The 17,785-nt window shown below is 44.0% G+C and carries 16 protein-coding genes and 1 tRNA gene; 9 read left to right on the top strand and 8 right to left on the bottom strand.

Going from position 1 to position 17,785, the window contains the following annotated elements; all coding sequences use genetic code 11:
• Nucleotides 1-244: 244 nt before the first annotated feature.
• Nucleotides 245-4,267, top strand: a complete 4,023-nt coding sequence (locus NWE91_07005) for an ABC transporter substrate-binding protein (GenBank protein ID MCW3986138.1) — start codon at nt 245-247, stop codon at nt 4,265-4,267.
• A 54-nt stretch (nt 4,268-4,321) separates the two neighbouring features.
• Here NWE91_07005 and NWE91_07000 read toward each other — a convergent pair whose 3' ends face one another.
• Nucleotides 4,322-4,513, bottom strand: coding sequence for a hypothetical protein (locus tag NWE91_07000; protein MCW3986137.1), 192 nt, complete (start codon nt 4,511-4,513; stop codon nt 4,322-4,324).
• Nucleotides 4,514-4,702: 189 nt separating this feature from the next.
• On the opposite strand from NWE91_07000, the gene NWE91_06995 reads away from it, so the two are divergent.
• Nucleotides 4,703-5,083, top strand: coding sequence for a hypothetical protein (locus tag NWE91_06995; protein MCW3986136.1), 381 nt, complete (start codon nt 4,703-4,705; stop codon nt 5,081-5,083).
• A gap of 7 nt (nt 5,084-5,090) precedes the next feature.
• Here the strand turns inward: NWE91_06995 and NWE91_06990 are convergent, their stop codons facing one another.
• The 4 genes from NWE91_06990 to NWE91_06975 form a co-directional block, all read right to left on the bottom strand.
• A complete protein-coding gene (locus tag NWE91_06990; GenBank protein MCW3986135.1) occupies nt 5,091-6,335 on the bottom strand; it encodes a molybdopterin molybdotransferase MoeA in 1,245 nt (414 codons plus the stop codon).
• On the bottom strand, nt 6,328-7,575 hold the full coding sequence (locus NWE91_06985; protein ID MCW3986134.1) for a molybdopterin molybdotransferase MoeA: 1,248 nt from the start codon (nt 7,573-7,575) through the stop codon (nt 6,328-6,330). The genes NWE91_06990 and NWE91_06985 overlap by 8 nt, the downstream gene beginning before the upstream one ends.
• A gap of 52 nt (nt 7,576-7,627) precedes the next feature.
• Nucleotides 7,628-8,497 carry a TIM barrel protein gene (locus NWE91_06980; protein ID MCW3986133.1) on the bottom strand — a complete coding sequence of 290 codons (870 nt, stop codon included), beginning with the start codon at nt 8,495-8,497 and terminating at the stop codon, nt 7,628-7,630.
• Nucleotides 8,498-8,716: 219 nt separating this feature from the next.
• Nucleotides 8,717-9,571: a hypothetical protein gene (locus tag NWE91_06975; GenBank protein MCW3986132.1), complete on the bottom strand. Its 855-nt coding sequence runs from the start codon at nt 9,569-9,571 to the stop codon at nt 8,717-8,719.
• A gap of 278 nt (nt 9,572-9,849) precedes the next feature.
• On the opposite strand from NWE91_06975, the gene NWE91_06970 reads away from it, so the two are divergent.
• Nucleotides 9,850-10,305 (top strand): GNAT family N-acetyltransferase, encoded by a 456-nt coding sequence (locus tag NWE91_06970; GenBank protein MCW3986131.1) that lies wholly within the window; start codon nt 9,850-9,852, stop codon nt 10,303-10,305.
• A gap of 193 nt (nt 10,306-10,498) precedes the next feature.
• On the opposite strand, the gene NWE91_06965 is transcribed toward NWE91_06970, so the two are convergent.
• Nucleotides 10,499-10,864, bottom strand: a complete 366-nt coding sequence (locus NWE91_06965) for a cupin domain-containing protein (GenBank protein ID MCW3986130.1) — start codon at nt 10,862-10,864, stop codon at nt 10,499-10,501.
• Between the two features lie 395 nt (nt 10,865-11,259).
• Nucleotides 11,260-11,709 carry an NUDIX hydrolase gene (locus NWE91_06960; GenBank protein MCW3986129.1) on the bottom strand — a complete coding sequence of 150 codons (450 nt, stop codon included), beginning with the start codon at nt 11,707-11,709 and terminating at the stop codon, nt 11,260-11,262.
• 242 nt (nt 11,710-11,951) lie between these two features.
• Here NWE91_06960 and NWE91_06955 point away from each other — a divergent pair, with 242 nt between their 5' ends.
• Complete coding sequence (locus NWE91_06955; GenBank protein ID MCW3986128.1) at nt 11,952-12,470, top strand: GNAT family N-acetyltransferase; 519 nt, start codon at nt 11,952-11,954, stop codon at nt 12,468-12,470.
• A 48-nt stretch (nt 12,471-12,518) separates the two neighbouring features.
• Here the strand turns inward: NWE91_06955 and NWE91_06950 are convergent, their stop codons facing one another.
• Nucleotides 12,519-12,941: an NUDIX hydrolase gene (locus NWE91_06950; GenBank protein MCW3986127.1), complete on the bottom strand. Its 423-nt coding sequence runs from the start codon at nt 12,939-12,941 to the stop codon at nt 12,519-12,521.
• A gap of 295 nt (nt 12,942-13,236) precedes the next feature.
• On the opposite strand from NWE91_06950, the gene NWE91_06945 reads away from it, so the two are divergent.
• From NWE91_06945 to NWE91_06925, 5 genes are all read left to right on the top strand, one after another.
• Nucleotides 13,237-13,788, top strand: a complete 552-nt coding sequence (locus NWE91_06945; GenBank protein MCW3986126.1) for a GNAT family N-acetyltransferase — start codon at nt 13,237-13,239, stop codon at nt 13,786-13,788.
• Nucleotides 13,789-13,962: 174 nt separating this feature from the next.
• Entirely contained in the window at nt 13,963-15,210 is a 1,248-nt protein-coding gene (locus tag NWE91_06940; protein MCW3986125.1) for a DNA methyltransferase, read from the top strand.
• 122 nt (nt 15,211-15,332) lie between these two features.
• Nucleotides 15,333-15,902: a BsaWI family type II restriction enzyme gene (locus NWE91_06935; protein MCW3986124.1), complete on the top strand. Its 570-nt coding sequence runs from the start codon at nt 15,333-15,335 to the stop codon at nt 15,900-15,902.
• Between the two features lie 413 nt (nt 15,903-16,315).
• Nucleotides 16,316-16,390: transfer RNA gene (locus tag NWE91_06930), tRNA-Arg, on the top strand.
• Between the two features lie 162 nt (nt 16,391-16,552).
• The gene (locus tag NWE91_06925; GenBank protein ID MCW3986123.1) at nt 16,553-17,665 is read left to right on the top strand and encodes an aldo/keto reductase; all 1,113 of its coding nucleotides are present in this window, start codon (nt 16,553-16,555) and stop codon (nt 17,663-17,665) included.
• The last annotated feature ends 120 nt before the right edge of the window (nt 17,666-17,785 follow it).

The raw sequence follows: 17,785 nt of genomic DNA, 5'->3' as shown, positions 1-17,785 counted from the left end.
ATAATGCGCCCGCAGAAGAGTATTGTGAAAAACGTTGCAAACAATATAAAGACAATAAAAAAAGGCTCATAGAAGAAAGTTCCAGAAATTATAAATACATCATTAAAAGAAACACCCTCTCTACAAGGGAGATATTCTTGTGATTCCCCCTTTAACATTTAAGCCTTGACAAAAGTCGAGGAAGCGGGAAACTGCTTAGCTCAAGATGTAGAGCAGAAAGTGACCGAGAAAGGAGATAAGCGAAATGAAAGGAACCAAAGGAAAAATTCTATCGGTTACGAGTAGATTGACCATTATTCTTCTACTTTCTATGGCTCTACTGAATATGTCTAATCATTCAATTTTTTCGGTAACAGCGGCGAAAGGACCTAGAACTGACGACCTCATCATTCGCTACTATGCTGATGTGGAGCAAGCCTACGAGGCATTAAAAGCTGGAGAGATTGACATCGTTGGATGTGACATTGCACGTTACATAGATCCGGTTCCCACTAACCCAATTGATGATAACATATGGATAGCTAGTTTTGGACCAGAAAACCTAGAAAACAACAATTTACAAGGTAAATATGTCGGAACAGACGATCCATACAACGGGTTCGGCGTCCCTTACTGGACAGGCAACTTCTCTCTAGCTTACCCATTTGTCTCAGTGAACCAAATCAACGTGACTTGCCTACCTTCCACGCCGGACAATTACACCTACACCCTTACTGAAGGTGTGGATTACATTGTCCACGCTAACGAAAATCTGGTAGAGCTGCTTAATCCGGTGGACGTGCCAATAGTCAACGAACACTGGAAAGACGGCGTCAACAACTCCCTAAATGGATGGCCATGGATCAAATATGTTGCTAGTGGTATCGAAAGCGTTTTCGTGGACATGAACAATGGAACAGCCCGCTTTGGTCGCAACTGTGGCTACGCTCAGCCACCGCCGTGCGAGTGGTGGTTTGATCCTGACTTTGCATGGGAGCTTGAAGGCTGGTGGGCTTTGGGCTACTTCCTAGGCTCTTGGAACTGGCCTGCAGGTTCTGAATGGTGGATAAACTACACCGCTGCATCTTATGTCACAATAGACTATAACGCTGAGGATGCGCACCCTGGAAAAGACTTGTATATCGATGCCATAAATGATCCAAACATTGTGTTGGCTCCAGTCGCTGACCAAGGATTCTATCAATTCGACCTTAACAACAACTATACTATCGCTATGTACCCAGGGGTACGTTCACCTACAAACTACACAGGCTTTAGGCAAGCCTTAGCATGGTTGACCGACAAGGAATGGGTTGTAGACGAGATTTGTGGTGGATTCGCTGAAAGAATTGACCAGATGATTGCAGCGCCATACAAGGGTTGGGGAAACGCGTCGATGTGGTATCCCTACTATCCGTACGAGTATGACCCTGTTGTAGCGGCTGCCGCTTTGGATGCAGAGGGATTCCTACAGGGCACGACGCTGAACCCATACTACGACGCTGCTTTTCCAGGCTCAGCCGAGTACATTCGAACCTATCCAGCTGGTCATTCTAAGGCTGGACAAGACTTGGATCCATTAGAAGTTGTAGTGAGGACCGACGACTCCAGAACATTCAATGTCGGTCAGCTGATTGCCAGCAACATGAAGAAACATGGTATACCCGTGCACCTAACAGAAGGTGACTTCAACAGCATATACGACAAGGTGTTCAGTCAACACGACTACCACCTTTACACCGGCTCACATAGAGTGGGAAGGTTCCCACCAAAAGCTCTTCACGGTCTATACCACTCCGACTTCGCGTTTCCCTACGGACAGAACTACGTGACGGGCAATGGCACTCATCCTTACCTCGACACACTTCTTGAAGATTGCAGATATGCCACCAGCTATGAAGATGCCATTGCCGCCACAAAGCTTGCCCTTGGCTACATGACTGAACTAGCTGTGACTGTTCCGTTATGGAGCAGCCGTTCCTTCTGGGGTTGGAGTAACAAGCTGTTAGGCGTCGTCAACATGGCAGGTGTCGGCCCAGTAAACGGCTATACTTTCATGAACGCCTACCGCTACGACGTAGTCAACGGCAGACCTAAGCCTACTGGTGAACCCATCAGATTGGGACTCTGCGGTGCACCTACAGCCATGAACATATTTTACTCAAGCTGGTACTACGACTGGCAAAACCTTGACAGGATGAACCTGTACGGCGGCGTCGATGTACCCCCATATGACCTTTCAGCCGACCAAGACGGCTTCGTCACGGAGCGGCTTGTTGGTATATGGGATGATGGCGGCGAGAACAAGACAAAAGTCACATACACGTTTAGAACCGATGGTTATTTCGTGGAACCCGTGACTGGTAACCAGCTAGAAAATGTTGACGCAACTAACGCTTATGTCAGCATCTGGTTCGACTTCCAACTTGGAGACGGCTGGTTCTATACAGACGTTGAAGACGTTCACCACCTCAACATTATTGGCTCCCATACTATTGAAATCTATTTCAACTCCTACAGCTATTGGAACGCTTACTACGCTACCCCACCCTTCAAGTCATTTAACCTGCTTGGAAAGGGTACTTTGAGCAACACAAGCCGTGCTTGGAGCGGGAGCTGGACTGGCCCCGCTGGTTTTCTGGGTCTAAGCCACAAAGTATACTGGGTTGTCGATATATCCGTCGGCGGCGTGTCGCTAACTCGAGGCTCAGAATGGCATATAGAACGCGAAGGTCCTCTGGGACATGCTGATGTATGGGTGAATACAACTCGCACTGGAACTCTTGTCATAAACTACTGGAGCGCGGAAGATGCAAAAGGATTTACACCTGGCAACTTACCATGGACGGACGCTTTCGAAGGAGCTGGCGCGTGGTATGCAACTGCATTCACAAGTGGAATAGGTGGCAGCTTGACACTGAAGAAAAACCCATTCTACTGGATGGAAACTCCAGTACTGGGCGAGATTGACTTTGTCAGAAAGCCTAATGGTGAGCTCAAGGTCGATATATTCGATGTCATGTTGGTAGCGACTGCTTACGGCAGCCAGGGAATAGGAATTCCTGACTCTAACTGGTTGCCGGGAGCTGATTTGTTCCCTTTTGGCGGTTTCATTGACGAATTTGACGTCGCCGTAGTGATGGCCGCAAGATCATCGATCCCTGAGTATCACAATGTCACTCTCGTCGATGTCACGTCTCTCCAAACACAGGTAACATCAGGGACACTAGTGCCCATTAGCGTAACCGTAGAAAACCAAGGAGACTACACTGAGACCTTTGATGTTGGCGTTCGCGCTAACGAGACTGAAGTAGCCACGACTGAAGTCACATTGTCAAGTGGAGAAGGCACTACCATAATCCTAACGTGGGATACAACAGGATTCAAAGGAAGCTACACCATAAGCGCATATGCAGGCCCCGTTGATTACGAAAGAAGCCTGTGGGACAACATTTTGATAGATGACACAGTTACAGTAGAGCCCGTCGAATACACGATCGTCGTTAAAGCAAAAGGCCAAGAGTACGACCTAGCTGTAGAGAGCGACACCACTCTTACTCAAGTCATAGCTACCCGGAACACCTTGCGATTCAAGGCTACAGGGCCCGAAGGGCGAATAGTATATATCAACACCACCATTCCAGTAGAGCTAAACACAACAGAAATCAAAGTATTCGTCGATGGTACTAGGCTTACTTATCCACCATTCCCCATCATCACCACCAATGGTACTCACTACTCTGTCTACTTTGAAATCACCCTAAGCACGCGTGAAATAAGTATCCAACATGCAACCCCTGACGCGATATTAGAAAATGTCTCATCCTCAAAAACTGTTATAGGGCAAGGAACCACGTCAACTTTTAACGTGACAGTTCACAACCAAGGCAACTTCACCAAAACCTTCAACGTCACCGTTTACGCTGATCAGAATGCAATTCTCCTCGGAGACGAAATAATCGTAGACATACAGAATGTAACTCTAACAGCCGGAACCTCCACGATTGTCACCTTCACGTGGAACACTACAGGCGAGGCAAAAGGCAACTACACCATAAGCGCCACGGCAGACGACTCGATGGTCTACGGCTGGGTCTTCGTAACCCTAGCAGGTGATGTTGATGGAGACCGCGACGTAGATATCTATGACATTGTTCAAATGGCTGGCATTTATGGCGTCTCAAAGCCAGATCCGCTGTATGATCCCAACTGTGACATAGATGATGATGGAGACATAGACATATTCGACATAGTAGCTGCAGCGAACAACTATGGAGAAAGCTGGTAACCGCCTAACAAACCATTTTCCCCTTTTTTTGCTCTTTTTGTACAACTCCGTATGTTAAATCTTGCTGAAATATTTTGATAATTTTTCCTTTAGAATTATTGTCAGTTCCGGATTACCCTTCAAATAGTTATCCTCGATGCCCAACACGACGATCTTCGCGTCACCCCTAGCATCAATCTGTTTCAGTGCTTCTTTATGATGCTCCTCCATCACGAAAATCATGTCAGCCCAATCTATCAGTTCCACGTTAGAACTGCAAAGACACTAAAAGAAGCGTATAAACTAGTTGAAGCCGGCTTCGAATATGTCACTGACATGGATAACTGCAAACTTTTCCGAAAACCCAAGTAGACAGTGTAGTAATAGCGAAAAACAATGCCGAAATAGATTTATTACTTAATTGTGTATAGCGATAGTCTAAAAGAAGGCTTCAGCATGGGTTTGCGGTCGAGATTAGAAATAGAGTACAAAGGTATGTTCTTTTCTGCCCTTTTCTACTTGGTAGCAAGTGTTGCAAACCTTATTATCCTAGGAGTATATGACCTACGCCTTTTGCACATAACTTTTTTGGCGGTTCTAAGCTTGATTGCTGCCTTTGGACTGTATCGACTGCAACGCTGGTCTTTATGGCTCGTTGTCAGCCTGTTCTTTATCGCCACAACTAATATCGCCTTCATGCTTAACATTTCAATTGCAAACTACACAGCAAACGCAGATTTGAGCAATCTACTGGCTATTATAGCGTGGACAGTATACTTGATACTCACATGGATAGTAACCGTATATGTTGCTGCAAAAAGAAAGAATCTAAAATAGAAAGACTTCAATTCTCCAAAGTTTTGAACAAGAAAACTTTGACTTCTTTTCCAGCCTCCACAAATTGTTGAGTTTCCTTTAATTCCACGTATCCATCTGCCTTTGCCAACGTTGTAATGGCGCCTGACTGCCCGGTTGGAACTGGAGAAGCTAACCATCGACCAGCATCGTCACGAGAGAGAGTAACAGTGATGAAAGTTCGCCGCCCTCGCGCTGAAAACAGCTTTTCTCTAATAACTGCCTTTATGGTGATATGTGGTTCCATCTTCTTTCCAGCAATCTTGAAAAGTATTGGTCGAATAAGCAGATGAAACATCAGAAGCGAAGATGTAGGATGGCCTGGAAGCGAAAAAATGGGCTTGTTACCGACAATTGCGACTGCAAGGGGCTTTCCAGGCTTAGTGGCTACGCCGTGAACCACTAACCCGGGTTTCCCGAAGTCATCTATAATTTTTGGGATAAAGTCTTTTGGCCCAACAGAAACTCCTCCCGAGGTTATAACGATGTCCGCTGCGTTCATTGCCTTCCTTAGCGTCGCTTTCAGCGATTCTTCATCGTCTTGAACAACTCCAAAGCCAATTGGTTCTCCACCGCTTTCTGAGATTGCTGCGGTTAACGTATAGGTATTTATGTCGTAGATTTTTCCGGGTGGCAAAGGCTTCCCAGGCTCAACTATTTCCGCTCCTGTGGAAATAATCGCAACTTTAGGTTGCTTAAACACCTTTACGCGTGTAAACCCTAATGCCGCTAATACTCCTAACTCGCGAGAGGACAGGACATTCCTACACTTTAGTACGGTCTCATTTCTGTGAATGTCAGAACCTATCCCCATTATGTTTTCGCCCTTCGCCGCCGGTTTGAAGACAAATATTTTTCCGTTTTTTTCTGTGGTGTTTTCCACCATGACGACTGCATCGGAATTAGCAGGTAACGGCGCACCAGTCATAATTTCTAAAGTGCTGCCTTTTTCTACAGTTAAGCTCGAGATTTCGCCTACAGTGACGCTTCCTTTCAATCTCAGCACTGATGGTTTTTCCTCATTAACGTTGAACGTGTCTTCAGCTTTGACTGCGTATCCGTCTACTGTTGAGCGACGAAATGGCGGAACGTCGATAGGCGAAGTAATATCTTCAGCTAATACACGTCCAACAGCTTTCAATAGAGGAATCTCTTCGATTCCAATAGGCTTTGGACAAAGCGCTTCTTTGATTCTTTTCTTTGCTTCGTCTAGGCTAATTAGTTTCTTAAACATTTTCTACTTCCTCCTTTATGGTATCGAAAAGATGGACAGTGACTAGTTCATTTTCTCTCAAGCCTTCTCTATCTTCAGGGATAACAACGTAACCATTTGCTTTCGTCATCGTTGTTATGATACTTGAGCCTTTAACACGAATCGGCTCGGCTAGAAACTTACCGTCCGTTCCTACTACTTTCACTCTTAGGAAAACACGTCGGCCTAAAATTCCCGCGACTCTCCGCGTCAGTTTAGCTTTTAACTTCACTCTTGTGTCACTCCTTATTCCTAGTAGTTTTTGTATAAGTGGACGAGCAAAAACTTCAAATCCTACTACTGCTGCCACGGGATTTCCAGATAAGATTATCACTGGCTTTCCATGTACAACAGCAAGTGCAGTAGGCATGCTTGGGCGCATGGCTATCCCGTGAGCAACGACGCTGTGACGTTCTATTTGTTCAATTACTTTTGGGACAACATCATGAATGCCAACGCTTGTTCCGCCGGTTGTAATTACCATGTCTGCCTTCGCTAAGCCCTCACAAACTTTATCTTTAATCTCGTTCTCGTTGTCGGTTGCGATGCCGAGACTGAACGCCTTCACCCCAAGTTCAGTGCACATCCCTGATAAGATTATGCTGTTAACCTCAATAATTCGGTTCGGCTCCAACTTGTCTCCCAATGCGACAAGTTCGTTGCCCGTTGGCAGTATTGCGGCCCTCGGCTTTCTCACAACTTCAATTTCTTTTAACCCTGACGCGGCTAGCAAGCCCAGATGATGCGGTTTTAGCTCTACTCCGTCCTCTACCGCAGGGTCGCCTTTTTTCAGGTCTTCGCCTTTCTTGGAAACATTCGCGCCGGGCGTCAAAGAAATGAGAACTTCAATTTTTCCATCTGCCTTTCTTGTGTGTTCCAGCATTATAACTGTGTCTGCACCTTTCGGAAAGGGGTTCCCTGTCCATATTTCCTTTGCTTCTCCTTTTTCTACAGTTTCCTTTTTGACGAGACGTAGAGTTTTGGGTTGGAATTGTGAAGCTTCAAAAGTGTCCTTTGCTTTTAGCGCGTACCCATCCATTGCTGAGCGGTCAAAAGGGGGCAAGTTTCTCTCTGCGATGATGCTTTTGGCGGTGACTCGTCCCATCGCTTCTTCTACAGGAATAAGGAGGGTGTCTAGTCTTTTTGGTTGAAGCACCTTAAAGAATTCGTTCAAAGCTTCTTTGACAGGTTTGAGATCTTGGAAACCCTCAAGTCGTGCCAACTAGGCGCACCACTTCATTGCAAGAGGGGCATTATAGAAAAACTTATCGTACCTAAGTGAGGGATTGCAGTTTTTGGTGTAGGATGTCGCGCATTTTTTTGGCGTCTTCGTCGAGAAGTGGAGTTTCACAGATAATTACTGGTTTTAGGTCAAGGTTGGCTATAACTTCTGCTAGTAGCCCAAATTTTGGTCCGTACCCCGGGGCGTCCAAGGGATGGTGGCGTCTTTCTCCTCGGAAAGTGTATTCAACTTGTGAAAAGTGGCAGTGAAGGTTTCTGGCTACTTTGGTGCCAAGGCGATTTTCGATTTTTTCGATTACTTGTTGGAAATTGTTAGTGGTTCGAAGATTGCCCCTTTGCCTTGCATGGAGGTGTGCCCAGTCGATAACGGGTTGTGTTTGTTCTATATTTTCGCACATGGTTATGATTTCTTCTAGGCTTCCAAGCTGAGCGAGTTTCCCTGAGGTTTCGGGTCCGAGGTTTGCTTTTATATTCATTGACTGCATGGCTTGTGTGATTTCTCTGAGTGTTTTTATGCAGTTTTGCAGGTCTTCTTTGTGAGATTGCTTTTGGCTGTAGTAGCCTGGGTGAAAGACGATTGTGTGGGCTTTCATCCATTGAGCGGCGATGGCACAGGCGATTAGGCGTTTTTTGCTTGCTTCGAGTGTTTCTTTGTTGCTGAGGAGGTTTATGTAGTAGGAGCCATGGATTGTCAGCCAGATGTCGTGTTTTTCAGCGTTTTTTCCTAGCTTTTCTGCTGCTTCTTGTTTTATCTGGGGTTTTCTTCCCCATCGTACAGCTTCGTATTCTAGAGCATCCAGTTCTTCCTCTTGTAGAAAACGAGGGAGTTCGCTAATTGGTGTTTTTAATTCTTTAAACCAGTATGGGATTCCTGCAGTGCCAAATCTTGGTCTGTCTGGCATGTTTGTTTACCGTCTGTAATCTCGGAATTATATATCATTACCAACTTCCTTCTTTTGTGTCATTCGGATTCTAGGTCGAGTGAATACAACTATTCATGATAGTATCAATTTTAGTTATCACTATCCAGTCCATCTTGAAGAAAAAAAAGTGGAAGGGCGCGCGCTGCGCCTACTACTTTAGTTATAAATCTTTTCTAGTAATGATACATAATTCCTACACTACCGTCTGTAGCGGCGGATCTTGATGTATTGACCGTATAGGAGTGTTATGATGGCAACAGTCCACGCGGCAGTGTTCTGGATTATAAGGTATTTTTCAGTTGAGCTGATGGAGACAAGGCCGTTTGTTATGGCGGAAGCCGTCTCTTCGAGAGTGTTGCGGAATGCAGGAGCGGCAGCGATTAACGCGTTGTGTATCGTTGTTGCCATGGCACCTATAGGTGGGATTGTGTTCGCAATGGCTTCGGAGGCTCTTATGGTTGAGGTGACGAAGCTAAGGAAGGCGGCGTTCCATTGATAGAAGTTGGAGGTGGCGGTTGGGATGAATTTTGGGTAAGCTGCAATGGTGACGAGGAGGATTATGATGATGAAAGTAGCTGTGATGGTTATGGCGCTTTTTATGATGGCTCTTGCTAGGATTACTCTGCGTTCGATGTATGCGATGGTTGGGGTTTTTAGGATTTTGTTCTTAATTTTTCTCGTTGCTCTTCGAAGTTTTTTGTAGAATTTTCGTAAGGGTTTTAGGCTGGTCGGCTTTTGGCGGATTTTTTGTCTGTGTGGTTTTTTAAAGGTTTGAGTTTTTGCTGGTATGGTGGCGGTATGGATTGTGAGGTGCGTAAAGCTTGCAGTGAGAGTGATTATGACTGCTGAGGGGAGGAGGTGGTATAGAAAACTTAAGGTGATGTTGAAGATTGGCAGGGCGATCGCTGTTGGGTCTTCAGTGCCCATGGGGCTGGCGAGTGCGATGATGATGTATTGTATTAAGATGGCGAGTATGATGAAGAGGAGGATGGCTAGAAGATTTCTAGGGGTGGTCCAGTTGAATATGAGGCGTTTTCGGGGTTGGGTGACCATTTGCTTTATCACTTGCTATGGGGTAAATTTGTTTGTAGTAAGGTGGGGCTAAATATCAACTTTGCCATTTTCTAATTTGTCTAAGTATCCTCCAAAACTCTCTACTTTCTGAGCGCGCAAGTTCTAAGGGCTGCATTTTTCTCCGTACCTTCAGCTATCTTCACAAGTTCAAATATGTCAGTGAGCCGCGCGCACATTTAGTTTTGAACGGAAGCTAGGAAATGCATGCAACATAGATAATTAATGGTTCTCATAATCTCCTTATGAAGCTTGTCTGCATGAAAGGTCTTAAGTTAAGATTGTTTACCTCTGCTGATCTCGGTTCGATATTGGAGATAGAACAATGTTCTTTCGGCTTGGAAGCATTTTCAAAAGAGACCTTTTTGAGCTTGTCTCAGAGATTCCCTGAACTATTCATCGTCGCAGAGACAAACGAGCGGATTGTGGGCTACATGATTACCTGCGGCTTTCGTCATAAGGGACATGTGGCTTCAATTGCAGTTGCTCCTTCTTGTAGGCATAAGAGGATTGGTACCGCCCTTGCCAACTTCACTTTTGAGAAACTAAAAGCCTATGGGGCTAAGTATGTTGAACTAGAAGTTCGTATCACGAATCGTGAAGGGTTAGGTTTCTGGAAACGTTTAGGATTTCTCCCATCCAAGGTTGTAAGACGATTTTATGAAGATGGAGAAGGCGCGTTGAGAATGAAGAAGATGTTGGGAGAAGAGGACTGATGTTGAGAGATGCCTACGGTATGCTAAACGTTACTAACCTCTAGAAGCTAGTTACTGAAGATTCCACATCTTTCGGAACCTCAGACCTCCTGCCAGGCTAGGGCAACCCCACAATTATGCATGCACTCTATTGGAACAATGACTTATCCAACATGGTTGCACGCGCATTTGGAGCATTTTCATAGCTGAACTGTTATCTGGCGGTCTTGGTTTTGTATCTGTTTTTTTCAGAAAAGAAGTCGATTACTCTTGTCTTAGTTAGGAATTTTGCTTGGTGTTTAGTTTTGGCGGGGATGAGATAGTCTTCGCCTTTCTTGATGGTTTTTGTTTTGCCGTTGATGGTTAGTTTCATCTCTCCTTCGATTACCATGCCCCATTGGGGATAGCTGTGGCTGTGCTCTGGCACTAGTGTTGTGGGTTGCATTTCGAAGAAGATCAGTTGGTGTTTTTCGCTTTGCAGGATCCATGCTTTGACGCCTTGGAATGGCATGTCTGCCTCTGGTAAGTCTGTTATGACTGTGGGAAACCCATAAGCTTGTTTGCTCTTTGCCCTGTCCAAGGTACTCCTATCCTTGAGAAGCATGGTAAAGGCGGGGAGAGGTATTAAAGCTTGTGCGGTCACGCGTCTCGCCAGTTCCCGCCGGGACTTTTGGGACAAACCGGGGCTTTTTTACAATGCGTAGGGAAGGATTCCCAATGAACTTCTCGAGACCATCGGTCAACCACTCATTTTAGAAGGAGTGGTGGCACAGCCGATAGCGCGGAAATCATGGTAGACTATCAAATTGAAATGCGCGCGTCGTATTGCGATATAACTCTTGCGGCTCTACCACAATAAGACCTCCTCAATGGGAACATGTCTATGTTGTTCAAGAAGGAAAACTTGTTAAAGTTAAAGAATGACATTGCCAGCAGCCATGGTGTATGGAAAAGAGGAGCAAAGTCTAGGTAACATCAGTTTGCTGATCTGATGTATGGGTTTTCTTCAGTCCAATTTCTGTCATCTCGAAGAAGTTTCAATTTCGGAATAAATGCTTTGGGATAGAATACCACTTCTTCTAGCTCTTCAAGAGTCATAAACAGTAATTCGATGTTTTCAGCCTCTGGAGTTGGCTTGAATCTGCCTCCTATTATGGTTGCTAAGAAAAACATTTCGATGGAGTGATAGGGAAATTGATCTAAAAAGTCACGAACCCAGAGAAGACGATCAACTTTCGCATCTAATCCAGTTTCTTCCTTTATCTCGCGGATTAGGCAGTCTTCTATCTTTTCCTTAAATTTGACGCCTCCACCTGGTAGTCTGTAGAAATCAGGTTTGGAACTTGAATGATGCTGAACAAGCACCTTGCCGTTTTCATCAAAAATAATGGCTCTTGTGCGAACCATGATGCGCTGGTTTCCCATTTCAATCAACTCTTACAAGATAAATCGGATATAAATAGGATTTTCGATTATTTATGATGGCAACTCTTCCGTCGATTACAGTGCTCAGAAGAAACAATAATGTCAAATTCGTAAAGATAAGTATTTTCAGTTGTCTCTTCACAGAAAAAGCAAAGTCACAAATACGCTTAGTGAGTTCTAAACTGTAATTTCTCTCACAAGGGATAAAACTAAACAAGAAGACAAAGTGAAGGGTGCTAAGATTGCTTGAAGGCAAGAATGTAAATTTGAGAAGAGCTGAGAAAGAGGATGTTTCTTTAGTTGCACAATGGTGGAGCAGTTCAGAGTACATGGGTGAATACCAAGACGTATTAAAAATTTCCCAAGCAGAACTTGAGAAGGTCATGCTTGAAGACACGGTCTTCTTCATAATTGAGAAGAAGGATGAAGCTAAGATTGGACACATTACCGCTTGGATGCGAGGTAGAATGATGGAAATAGGCTTTGCCTTAGTTCTAGGGGAAAGAGGAAAAGGTTATGGAACAGAAGTCATCCAACTGATGGTAGACTATCTATTTCTCAAAAAAGACGTTGTTAGAATCCAAACATCAACAAATACCCAAAACGTGGCTTCCCAAAGGGCTTTAGAAAAAGCTGGCTTTTTGAAAGAAGGAACTATGCGAAAATCATGGTATGCTAAAGGAAATTATAGAGACCATCATCTTTACAGTATCCTCAGGGAAGAATGGAAAGAACCGAAGATACTAACAAAACAGCATTAGAATTAACACGTCTAGTAGAGCATCAGCACATAGAAGAAAGAGAAAAGTCTAAATCTGGTCTCTCCTTTTCAGCATCTGTTCTGCCTTTTCTAAGATGTTTTTTTCCAATCGGTAAGTTAAGAGTAGAAGAGCTGCCGAAATAGGAAACCATTTTACTCTATCTACTTCAGAATCATGATTGCGTACAGACCCTCCAATATGTCTCAGAAGGTAGAAATGAACCGTTTTGAAATAGTGCTTGTCTCTAATGAAATCGTAACTTATTTTGCCAATCTTCTCAACAATTTCACCTTCTAAACCAGTTTCTTCCTTAACTTCTCTTAGAGCTGTCTCCTCAACAGTTTCACCTGGTTCAATCAAGCCCTTAGGCAAAAACCAAAGATTCCCAATAGAAATCAAGGCAACTCGAAGTTTCTTATCAATGACCTTAAAAACTACTCCTCCGGCAGATGATACTTCTACTGTCTCCAACCTTATTTTCTCCTCCGTAAGGGCGATGTAAGTATGAATTCACATTTAAGCGATTTCGATATTCATGCTGACAATTCTTCTAGTCTCAATGCACAGAAAAAGGCAAAGTCCACACAACAATAGAAGCTATTCTTCTCACTTCTTCCACCAAATACAATACACCTTGGAAACTAATATCATTTCCGAAAGAAACTTCTATACCTAATTTGGTTTATAACCGCAGCACTATTAACGGCCCTAGTGTACAGAAGATTTTAAGGTTGAAACTTGTTTCTAGAGTAGAAAGGTGAAGCTGATGTCCAACTATCCCAGTGAATGGACAAAAAACGTTGTCCTAAAGAGTGGAGTTGAAGTGTTCCTAAGACCTGAACTATCTAGTGACACTGAAATGTTGTGGGAAATGTTCTCCACTCTTTCAAAGGAAAGCCTAGAAAATCTCATTCACCCATTCACGAGAGAGAGGATTGAAGGCTGGACCAACGATATTGACTACAACAAGCACTTGCCAATACTTGCTCTAATCCAAGAAGATGGTAAGGAGCGGCTTATTGGTTCAGCATCTTTATCCTTTCATTTTCAAGAAGCTGTCAGACATAAAGCAGAGCTTGGGTTAACTGTACATGATGACTACCAAAACCAAGGTCTGGGGACTAACATGATAATGCATCTCCTTGAAATAGCTCAAGAGAAGAGGTTGAAGAAGATATATCTTCGTGTTGATACTGAGAACGGTAGAGCAATACATGTATATGAAAAGTGTGGATTCAAGATAGAAGCGAAGCTCGAGAAAGAAGATTATGTCAATGGGCAATTCAGAGACGACTACAGAATGGCAATCTTTCTTTAGCAAAGTCTGACATAGTATAGATGTAATGAATGTAATATCTTTCTAGGGTGTTCTAAAAAGAGGAGATTGTAGCGTTTCCTTTTTCGGACTGAAATAGGCAAATTGAGGGATTTACACTAATATATCTGCTCCCACATAGTAAAAATACCCTCGGCGAGACTAGGTCGAGTAGTAATGAAGGAAACAGGTAAAGAACAACTAATTCGTGGATTCATTTTTGCCTGTACTGAGAAGACAGAGGCTGAATGCTTTCAAAGGCAACTTTTTGGGGCACATAAGGTTTATGCACCTATAGTAATTAGGATCAGGAAAGGAGATATTCTTTTTTTGAGCAATTTGGATACGGATGTTATGTATGGTGCATTTCAGGCTGTTTCAGATGGAGGATTGAATATTCAGCCTGATGCTTGGAAGGGAAAATACCCCTACCAAGTTAGAGTAGAGACACTTGGGGAAAGAAAGGCAATAGAAAATGCAAGAAAGATTTTGAACAAACTCAAAATACGGAGAAACACACCGATACTTGGCAAGAGATTGATAGAGACTCTAGATCTTTTCGTGCCAAGTCCTCTATTATTAAATAACGATCTAAAGCTGGAGCGAAAGAAATCATTCCACTTAATTGCAAGGCAGAAAGAAAAAATCAAAGAAAGGATTGACGAAGTAGATATTGAAGAGGAAATCCCTCTTATCGAAGCAACAACATTCTGGGATTTTCCTAGACAAAATTATGGTCTAACTACTAAAGGAGACAACAAATATCCTGGTGTCACTCCAGCCTTGATAATCTACAATCTCGTCTGGAGATACACTGAACCCGGCGATCTGGTCGTAGATCCTATGTGTGGTAGTGGAACGACAATTGATGTCTGTGAAGAGGAGAAAAGAAGAGTTGTCGGATTGGATATTTCACCTCCACCTGGGCGATTTGACATGATACAGAGTGACGCAAGAAAGATACCTCTGAAGGGAAACTCTGCTGATATGGTCTTCATAGACTCACCTTATGGAGACAACATCAGATACAACGAACATCCAGGCTGTATTGGCGATATCTCCAGTGAGAAAGAGGAGTTTTATGAGGAACTTGAGAAAGTAATGGTTGAATCGCATGGGCTACTGAAAGAGGGAAAGATATTGGGCTGGTTAATAGGAGATCAATGGGTTAAGAAGAAGTTTACACCGGTAGGCCTTAAGATATATGAGTACTTATGTAAGTACTTCGAACCTGTTGACATTATCTGTGTAGCGAGAAGAGGGCAGTCCTCACATACAGGTTTGTGGTATAATCGTGCGAGAAGATTCAATTTCTTTTTGCGAGGTTTTAAGTATCTATTGATTATGAGAAAATCTTCTAAAAAGCAACCTTGTGCAGAAGGTTCTCGTAAAGTCGAATGGACTCATTACAAGAGGAGAGGATGAGGTGAATATCAGAGACTTGATCAAGTTATACGAGGAAAAAAAGAAAGATCTACGGTGACGATACGTATCAATATATATCTAAATTGTTGAACGAGGCTAAGAAGATTCATTATAAAGATTGGTTGAAAAGCCCTACGCCAAGCGGTGATCATGAACAATCATGGAGAGCTTTCAAAGGGAAAAACTACGAAAATTTGGTCTTGTACATAATTAGAAAAGAAGTTGAAGATCTCGGATTAAGAATAGTAGGCGGTTATCGGCTTGAAAAAACCTTGAGCAGAAATCTTCCCACAGAACTCAACAGAGTGAAACGGAATCTATTGATTGACTATGGCGAGTTTGGTTCACACCTTCCAGACGTTGATCTTATTATCTATCAGCCCAAATCTTGCAGAGTGGTTGCGGTCATCTCCGGCAAAATAACTCTTCGTGAAAGAATAGCTCAGACGGGATATTGGAAGATCAAACTGTCAGATGACGATATAACCAAGCACATAAGAGTATTTTTTGTTACTCCAGATGAAGATCGCACTCTCTCTATTCGGCAACCAGCAAAGAAGGGTAGAGCAATCGTTGAAATTGACACTGATGGAGCACATATTATGAGTGAAACACCAGTTGAAGAAAGTAACAAAGTGAAGATGTTCGATAAGTTCATTCCAGACTTGAGGAAATTGCTGGCAAGTTTCTAAATGTAGAAATGCTTGTCAGTTCAAATCCAAGCGTCTTAGATACACCTTATCACGGGTCCAATGAAGTTCTGCGGTTCATAGCATTTTACTGCTAACATAACCAGTACAAATAATTCTTCAAAGGTCCTTTTAAGCTCGATATTGACCCCAGGAGCTCCTTTAAGCAAAGGTGCAGACTTTGAAAATAAAATGCCAAATATGCGGAGTATAAGGTTATCTTCAGCACATTGGAAAGAATTACTACTGTGTGAAACATTACATTGACTATATGAATGGTAAACCAGTCTTCAAGTATCATAGACAGGATCCAAGCTATGTTTATTCACTGTTGGGTCTAGAAATTGACCAATTTGATCAATCTAAACTTGACCAAAATCTTAAAGTCTGTGACTTCTCTAACGAAACTAAGTTAGGGGCGGGTAGCCTAGTTCGGATAGGGCGCAGGCCCCCTAAGCCTGTGGTCGTGGGTTCGAATCCCACCCCGCCCGCTTGCATGCGTTGGCTGTTTATTCCAGTGACCAGCGAATCCGATGCCAAGGATGTGGAGAAGCTGCTGCTGGCAAAGATGCGACCGCCCCGGTACACATTATAAGGGCTGTGGCGATACCAACTGAGCTAATGCAGCTTGAGTAAAACGGAGGGATATTGAGATGATTCCGAGACAGGAATTCGGACGTACAGGACATCAAAGCACGCGCGCCATCTTCGGCTCCTGGGCGCTCAACAAGGCAAGGCAGGCAGAAGCGGATAGCGCATTGGCGCTGTTGCAGGAATACGGAGTGAATCATATTGACACAGCGCCCATGTACGGCAACGCAGAGAAGGTCATCGGGCCCTGGTTGGTCAAGCATCGAAATGATTTCTTCGTTGCCACCAAAACCCGCAGACGCTCACGCCAAGGTGCCTTGGACGATCTGAAGCGATCGTTGGAACGGCTACGCGTCGACTACATCGATCTCTGGCAGTTGCATGGTTTGACCAATCCGGCAGGTTGGGGAAAAGTGATGGGGCCTGAGGGCGCCTTGGAGGCCTTTATTGAAGCGCGTGACAAAGGTTTGGTGCGGTTTCTGGGCGTAACAGGTCACGGTAACAAAGTGCCAGCAATGCACAAACGCAGCTTGGAGCGTTTTGATTTCGATACAGTCTTATTGCCATACAACTATTTGCTGATGCAGAATCCCCGTTATGCAGCGGACTTCAATGAGTTAGTTGGGTTGTGCCGTAAGCGCAACGTTGCAGTACAAACCATGAAATCCATTGCTCGGTGGCCATGTGGAGGCCGTTCCAAGACTTACAATACGTATTTCTATGAACCGTTAGAGACTCAAGATGCCATTGATAAGTCGGTGCATTGGTCATTGGGTTTCCCGGACAGCTTTTTGATCACAGCGGGTGATATGCAGCTTCTGCCCAAGGTGTTGGATGCTGCCAATCGTTTTGAGAAGCGACCATCTGATATAGAAATGAGCGCTATGGTTGATGAGTTTGATGTCCAGCAGATTTTCCCGCGCGCGGCACAGCGCAAGGGACCTCAAACCTGGGGCGGTCAGGCGTGTCAGGCGCTTGAGGGACTAATTCGTGAGGGATTCTTTAAACATCCCAATAAGAGAACGCTAGAGCATGTGGTCAAAGCCTTAGAGTCTAAAGGTCTCTCGACTAAGGGCAAAGAGGACAATATTACTAATTCTCTCGCTAGAAGAGTGAAAAGGGGAGTCTTGAAAAAATCCAAGGTATCAAACGGATGGGTTTACTGGACAGAATAGTTCAGTTGCAGAAAAAAGAGGGATTTGCGGGTGATATCTCTACTGTATGTGGGTTTATTTCCATGAGAATGTTCTTATAGAACGCTCAGGATTTTGAGTCAATTAGAACTGGAAAGCTTG

It is taken from the genome of Candidatus Bathyarchaeota archaeon (genome assembly GCA_026014805.1).
In the GTDB taxonomy this organism is placed as follows: Archaea; Thermoproteota; Bathyarchaeia; order Bathyarchaeales; family SOJC01; genus JAGLZW01.
The sequence above is the reverse complement of the archived record's forward strand: the minus strand, read 5'-3'. Positions and strand labels throughout refer to the sequence as shown.

Bases quoted from the DNA above. Each gene is read 5' to 3' on its own strand.
- NWE91_06945 (MCW3986126.1), top strand. From the start codon at position 13,237: ATGTCCAACTATCCCAGTGAATGGACAAAAAACGTTGTCCTAAAGAGT.
- NWE91_06990 (MCW3986135.1), bottom strand. From the start codon at position 6,335: ATGTTTAAGAAACTAATTAGCCTAGACGAAGCAAAGAAAAGAATCAAA.
- NWE91_06925 (MCW3986123.1), top strand. From the start codon at position 16,553: ATGATTCCGAGACAGGAATTCGGACGTACAGGACATCAAAGCACGCGC.
- NWE91_06995 (MCW3986136.1), top strand. From the start codon at position 4,703: ATGGGTTTGCGGTCGAGATTAGAAATAGAGTACAAAGGTATGTTCTTT.
- NWE91_06975 (MCW3986132.1), bottom strand. From the start codon at position 9,571: ATGGTCACCCAACCCCGAAAACGCCTCATATTCAACTGGACCACCCCT.
- NWE91_06960 (MCW3986129.1), bottom strand. From the start codon at position 11,709: ATGGGAAACCAGCGCATCATGGTTCGCACAAGAGCCATTATTTTTGAT.
- NWE91_07005 (MCW3986138.1), top strand. From the start codon at position 245: ATGAAAGGAACCAAAGGAAAAATTCTATCGGTTACGAGTAGATTGACC.
- NWE91_06980 (MCW3986133.1), bottom strand. From the start codon at position 8,497: ATGCCAGACAGACCAAGATTTGGCACTGCAGGAATCCCATACTGGTTT.
- NWE91_06940 (MCW3986125.1), top strand. From the start codon at position 13,963: ATGAAGGAAACAGGTAAAGAACAACTAATTCGTGGATTCATTTTTGCC.
- NWE91_06970 (MCW3986131.1), top strand. From the start codon at position 9,850: ATGAAAGGTCTTAAGTTAAGATTGTTTACCTCTGCTGATCTCGGTTCG.